This is a genomic window from Duncaniella sp., from assembly GCF_029054785.1.
In the GTDB taxonomy this organism is placed as follows: domain Bacteria; phylum Bacteroidota; class Bacteroidia; order Bacteroidales; family Muribaculaceae; genus Duncaniella.
The window spans coordinates 1-5506 of the sequence record NZ_JAIDEN010000146.1 but is presented as its reverse complement, the minus strand read 5'-3'; the positions used below and the strand labels follow the sequence as shown (position 1 = coordinate 5506).

The window sequence follows — 5506 nt, the reverse complement described above, 5'->3', positions numbered from 1 at the left end:
TTTCTCATTTACAACAATTTATCTAAAAGATACACCACTCAGATTTTAACTCTTGTTTTTAAACAACCTCTTAACTGTTTATTAAAAACATCAAAACGACAGCGGAAGTTCAACTGCAACCGGTGTCCAAACGAAAAATGGAATATTCCGAATTCAGGAAATGACAAAATCCCTGCCGCAAGGTGAACTGCAACAGGGATCAAAATGTCTAAAAATTACCTTTGGAGCTTGTTTCGTAACAAGTTCCAAAATCAGATCTGAGTATAAACTCTCAATCCGAATGTCAGACGCTTATTCAGGAAGAATCTCATAAGAGATTGCCTGGAGGCAATAAAAAGAGAGATAAGGCTTGCCTTCCTTTTCCTGACGGGCTGCGATACGGGCACGATAATCGGCTATGCGGTCTTCAAACGCAGTCAGGTTCTTCTGACCCTGTGCGGTGCGCTCTGTCGCACAGCCGACTTCAACTTCTCCGGCAGCTTCTTCTCCGGCCTCAGCTGCTTTTTCTGCGGCGGCCTTCTGAGTTTCCTCATACTGTTGTATCATTTTCTGAATCGCGGCTTCGTCAACACGCTCTTCACACACAACTCCCTTGACCTGAATCGGCTGATGGATTGTTGATTTCGGGAACGGCTCCCCCATCAGAGGGAACGCCTCACAGCGGATCAGCACACTGTCAGCAGATCCGACAACGAACGCCTTGCGGCCTCCATGACGGCAAAGATGAGAGCAGACACCTTCAATGACAACAGTATCTCCTACCAGATTCTCAGCATCGGCAAGAAGCTGATCAACACTGATTGTTCCTGCTGACCCTTCAGCAGATTCTGATTTTGACGAACCGCCACATGAAACCAACACGAGGCAGAAAAGTGCAAGAATTGTAAAGATTGAAGTCTTTTTCATTTTTACAGTTTTTTAATTATGGATATTACTTTCAATTTTTTATAAGCATGAAGGGGATAAACGAGAATATGCCGAACACCAGCGTGACAACCGAAGCGACAGCAGCGCTGCATATAGCCTCAGATCTACGACGGCGGTAAACAACAAATATTATCACCGCAAGCACGACATTAAGGATGAGCGCGGCCCATGAAACCGACTCTATGCGCGGCGTCGCATAGCAGTCTGAAATCGAGGTGAAAGACAGAGCGTAAGGGAAAATATAGGATCCGATCTTTGCAACCGGACTGACCTCAGAGGCTTTTGCATAGCTCGCCAGAAGTCCGTAATCGCCGGAATCAACCGCAAACCAGCGTGTGCCATCCTGATTTGAGATCCGGACAATCATGTTGAACAGATTTTTCACAACTGCAATACGGTCCTTTTCGGGATCGACCTTTCCGACCGGCAGATGACACAGCCGGTAACCGTCGCGCCGGATCAGGTAAAAATTGTGGTTTTCATCCGACATGAAACCGAGAGCGCCTTTGTCGGCATTTTCCATGATAAACACATGAGCGGCAGAGATTGAATCCGGCTTCCTGATCTTTGACATGTAAGGACGACCGGCCTGCATCTTCATGTGAAACACATCTCCGTTGGCATCCACCATCAGATAACCTTCATCATAAGGCTTACGGCTTGTGATGTTGGCTGAATAGCTTTTCATCGGAAGAGTGAATCCGCGGTCATTAAATATCTCGGTAAAACGTCCGGTCCGTCCCTGATTCACCTCATTGGTCTCCATTTCGATAAACTCCACCCGTCCGTCACGGAAGCGGAAGACTTCAGTCGGGTCCTCAAGATCAATTCGGGCGGGCATGGATTCCATGATCAGATAGACGTCGGCAAAACGTTTGTTGACATCTCGTGGCGAAGATGTGAACACCCACTGGTTATGTTTCAGCAGCGGAATGGAAATTTCGATACCGTTGATTGAATCAGGCAGCTGCTCGCGCGCCACAAGCTGGGTAAAATACAACTGCGGCAGCAGTGAATCACGCTGTTCTTTCGAGTAGACAACACCTTCCCGGCGTTCTCCTGCGGCATTGAGCGGATAAATGACAGATTCCTTTTCGCCGCTTCTCTCCGACACGATCAGTTCATTGCTGACGGGAGAATAAGCGATAAACGGATCTGAAGTACCGACGGGGAACAACAGAGAATATAGCCACGGAAGAAACCATGAGAGAACAATGACACTAAGTGCGACAATTAAGATTGTATATGCTTTTTTCATAATACTTAATCCTGACGGCCCTCCTTAAACCTGATTATTGAACCGAATGACAGAACGGCAAGAAGCACAACTGTAATGACAATCAGCAGAACCATACCATTGTAAGCTTCAAGCGCCGGCTGAAGAAAATACATCATCAATACTGCAATTCCGAGAAGTGAAAGAATGATACGGCGTCTCCAGGTGCCTTCAAGACAGACCGCTGTCACAAACAGATAGGCCGTAAAACCGGCGAAATACCAAGGTAAAGTCGTGAGCATCACGCGTCCGACCAGTTCCACCGGAAGGATCCTGAAATCATAGACCATTATTATCATGGCCTGAAGCAGATAGACGACCAACAGCTCTGCCAGACCGGCAAGCAGCATCAGACCGACCAGCCGACGTTGTGGATATGGCAGATGGAGAGTCAGTTTCAGACGCTTCTGAGTCATTTCCGGTGCCATCTGGGCCACACCGATGGCCAGACCGACAAGGAGAGGCACATATTTTATCATGTCGATGAACGTATTGTCCTTAAGCAACATGATGAGCCAAAGGTGCTCGACGCCTTTCAATTCGATCAGACGGTTCATCATGGCTACCGTATAGAACGCAATGCAAACTGCAAGTCCGAGTGAAATGAAGAAAACCATCCTGGTTTTCACCCATTCTTTAAATATAATAGCTCTTTCCATGTGTAATCAATATTTACCGGTAAGTCCGATGAATGCGTCTTCAAGCGACATTTCCTGACGGGCAAGTGTATCGGAAGCAATGCCAAGGCCGTCAAGTGCGGCTCTGACTTCAGCCATAGGCTTGAATGTATAAAATTCGACTTCATCCTTGATTTTGCCGGGGTTGACAAACATGCCGTCAGATGAAAATTTTTCAATCGGGGCGTCAGTCAGAAGTGTGTAGCGTGAAAAATCTCTCAACAGATCGTCGACTGGCATCTGGGTAAGGATCTTTCCGTAGTCAAGTATGATGCAGTCGTCAATCAGGCGTTCAAGATCCTGAATGATATGCGATGTCATGAAGACGGTCTTCTCCTCCGCCTTGGCGAATTCACGAAGATAGTCGATAAAAAGACGGCGATAGCCTGGATCAAGCCCCAGGGAGAAGTCGTCAAGCACAAGCAGATCAGCATTTTGTGCTAATATCAGGCCCAATGCCACCTGAGAGCGCTGTCCGCACGACATGGAGGAGATCTTCTGCCCAGGAGAGACATGCAGCTTGTTCATCAGCTCATAATAGGCCTCTCTGTTCCATTTAGGATAGAAGCGTGAGTAGAAACGCTCGATCTGCTCGATTGTCATGAAGGCATACTGGACATGGCCTTCGATGAGCAATGCGATGCGCGCGCGGGTAGCAGGTGTCATCTCTGTGATTTTCTCCCCGAAAATCATGCATTCGCCCTTCTGCGGACGCAGATAGCCCATCAGAATGTTTATCGTTGTTGTCTTGCCAGTTCCGTTTTTACCAAGAAGACCGAGAATCCTCCCTTTGGGAACCTCAAAACTCAGGTCGCTGTAAATAATGCGCCCCATGCCATAGCGCTGGGTCAGATTTTTTACAAATATTACCGATTCAGAATCGTGATTCATTATAGTAGTTTATATCAGTTTTTCAAATATTAATTATCAGATATTAATTGTCAGAATTCAGCAGCAAGCGAAATCGCCATTCCGTGACAAAGGTCCTCACCGCGGAAATCTGTAAGCCGGTAGCCGACTTTCAGAGAGAGGATAAAACTCAGAACCGTCCGTGAAAGGCCGACATCCGCCCCAAAGCGCAGGCGGTCAGCCGAGAGCATCGAATAATTGGAAACCACACACTGTCCGAGAGCTGTCGCGGTGTCAAGATCTGTCAGTATGGATTCTGACTGACATACTTTTGCATAGGAGCCGCTGACAGATGCATTCCAAAGCCATTTCCGACCGGAAACCGATGAAAAATCGGCCTGAAGTCCGGGGATTATATGACTGACCCTCTGTTTCCGCAGCGGATCTGAATATCTTTCTTCATCAGATTCATAAGCTACGGACGGGCTGAGAGTGAGCACTCGTGAATGCTTGCCGAATTGCATCGGGACAGAAAAACGGAAGCGGCTCACGTCATGAGAATATGGCGAAACAGACCCGATACGGTCATAGCTTGAGCCGGCTGATGAGCCGAAGAGGTTCTCCGTACCTTTCCGACGGTATATGCCGCCGTCAAAAGCCGGCTGGAGTGTCACGGCGTCACCGACATCCACCCGATAAGCGATGTTCCAGTCGAGAATATCATTGTCTGTATATCCCAGTGTGAGATTGTTGTAATTACGCAGTTGCTGTTCCATTCTGTATCCGGCATAACCGACAGTCACCGACAGACCGCTTTTTTCAAGCGGAAGCCATTGGAGACCCAGATCATAGCCAAACGATGAATAGCCGCTGTTTTTATTGGCATTGCCCATAAAGCGCTTGTAATAAGTTCCCATACCGGTCAGAGTATAGGTGTTTATCTCATTCAGCGGATTATAGAAATCAAGATCACAGTTCTGGGAATAGACATTGATACCGGCTTTCAGACCGATGACATTGCCGGAACCGACTTTATAGGCTCCTCCCAACGATATGTCAAGGTCAGAGACAACTGTCTTCACACGCGGATCCCGGTTGCGATAGGCAATTTCGGCTCTGTATGCAGCCTGCACCCCGACGGACCATCGGTCGAAATCGTGTGCATAGCCTCCGGAAAAACGATAGCTACGGGTGCTGAGATCGCCTCCCGCCTCATCGCCGAGGACATAAGGAGCCACACGCACATAGTCGATACAGTCAGTCCAACGCACCGAATGATAGGAACCGGTCACGAATGACGCGCTCCCCCAGACCGCACTTTCAGAACCAAGACGGGTATATGAATCAGCTGAAATGCTGAAAAGATCATGTCCGTCGCCCAACTGCTCCATGACCGCCTTTTCCTGACGCTCAATATCCGAACCGACAGCAAACGAAGAGATCGAAACCGAGTCCCTGGCAACCATCGTAGCAGGATTGTGTTCATGGTTTTTCAGAGACCGAATGGTAAGAGGTAGTGTCAGTCGCTGGAGATCGCGCACAGACAAAGACTGAGCCGTGAGCCCTGAAAAAAGGCTCACTGCGACAGCCAATACTATCAGCCGGTATCTGAATCCGATGATCTCTGACATCCGAAAATTTTAGAGGTTTTTTAATAACAATAGTTAAAATCTGAGCGAAAGTTTTGAGGTGGATATGGTTCTGAATTGAAGGAGCATAGCGAGCTATGTAACTGAAATGAAGAGCCATAGACGCCCAAAACTTTCGCAGGCGACGG

The 5506-nt window shown here is 47.9% G+C and carries 6 protein-coding genes; 1 reads left to right on the top strand and 5 read right to left on the bottom strand.

Annotation, left to right across the window (positions count from 1 at the left end):
- Positions 1–186, top strand: a 186-nt coding sequence (locus K2H17_RS09145; RefSeq protein ID WP_300133969.1) for a hypothetical protein, incomplete at its 5' end; no start/stop codon positions are given.
- Positions 187–291: 105 nt separating this feature from the next.
- On the opposite strand, the gene K2H17_RS09140 is transcribed toward K2H17_RS09145, so the two are convergent.
- The 5 genes from K2H17_RS09140 to K2H17_RS09120 are packed head-to-tail and all read right to left on the bottom strand — an operon-like array spanning position 292 to position 5360.
- The gene (locus tag K2H17_RS09140; protein WP_300133968.1) at positions 292–906 is read right to left on the bottom strand and encodes a hypothetical protein; all 615 of its coding nucleotides are present in this window, start codon (positions 904–906) and stop codon (positions 292–294) included.
- Positions 907–937: 31 nt separating this feature from the next.
- Complete coding sequence (locus tag K2H17_RS09135; RefSeq protein ID WP_300133967.1) at positions 938–2185, bottom strand: DUF4857 domain-containing protein; 1248 nt, start codon at positions 2183–2185, stop codon at positions 938–940.
- Between the two features lie 5 nt (positions 2186–2190).
- Positions 2191–2820 carry a hypothetical protein gene (locus K2H17_RS09130; RefSeq protein ID WP_300133966.1) on the bottom strand — a complete coding sequence of 210 codons (630 nt, stop codon included), beginning with the start codon at positions 2818–2820 and terminating at the stop codon, positions 2191–2193.
- Positions 2821–2868: 48 nt separating this feature from the next.
- Positions 2869–3771: an ABC transporter ATP-binding protein gene (locus K2H17_RS09125; protein WP_300133964.1), complete on the bottom strand. Its 903-nt coding sequence runs from the start codon at positions 3769–3771 to the stop codon at positions 2869–2871.
- Between the two features lie 50 nt (positions 3772–3821).
- On the bottom strand, positions 3822–5360 hold the full coding sequence (locus K2H17_RS09120; protein WP_300133962.1) for a DUF6850 family outer membrane beta-barrel protein: 1539 nt from the start codon (positions 5358–5360) through the stop codon (positions 3822–3824).
- Positions 5361–5506: the final 146 nt, after the last annotated feature.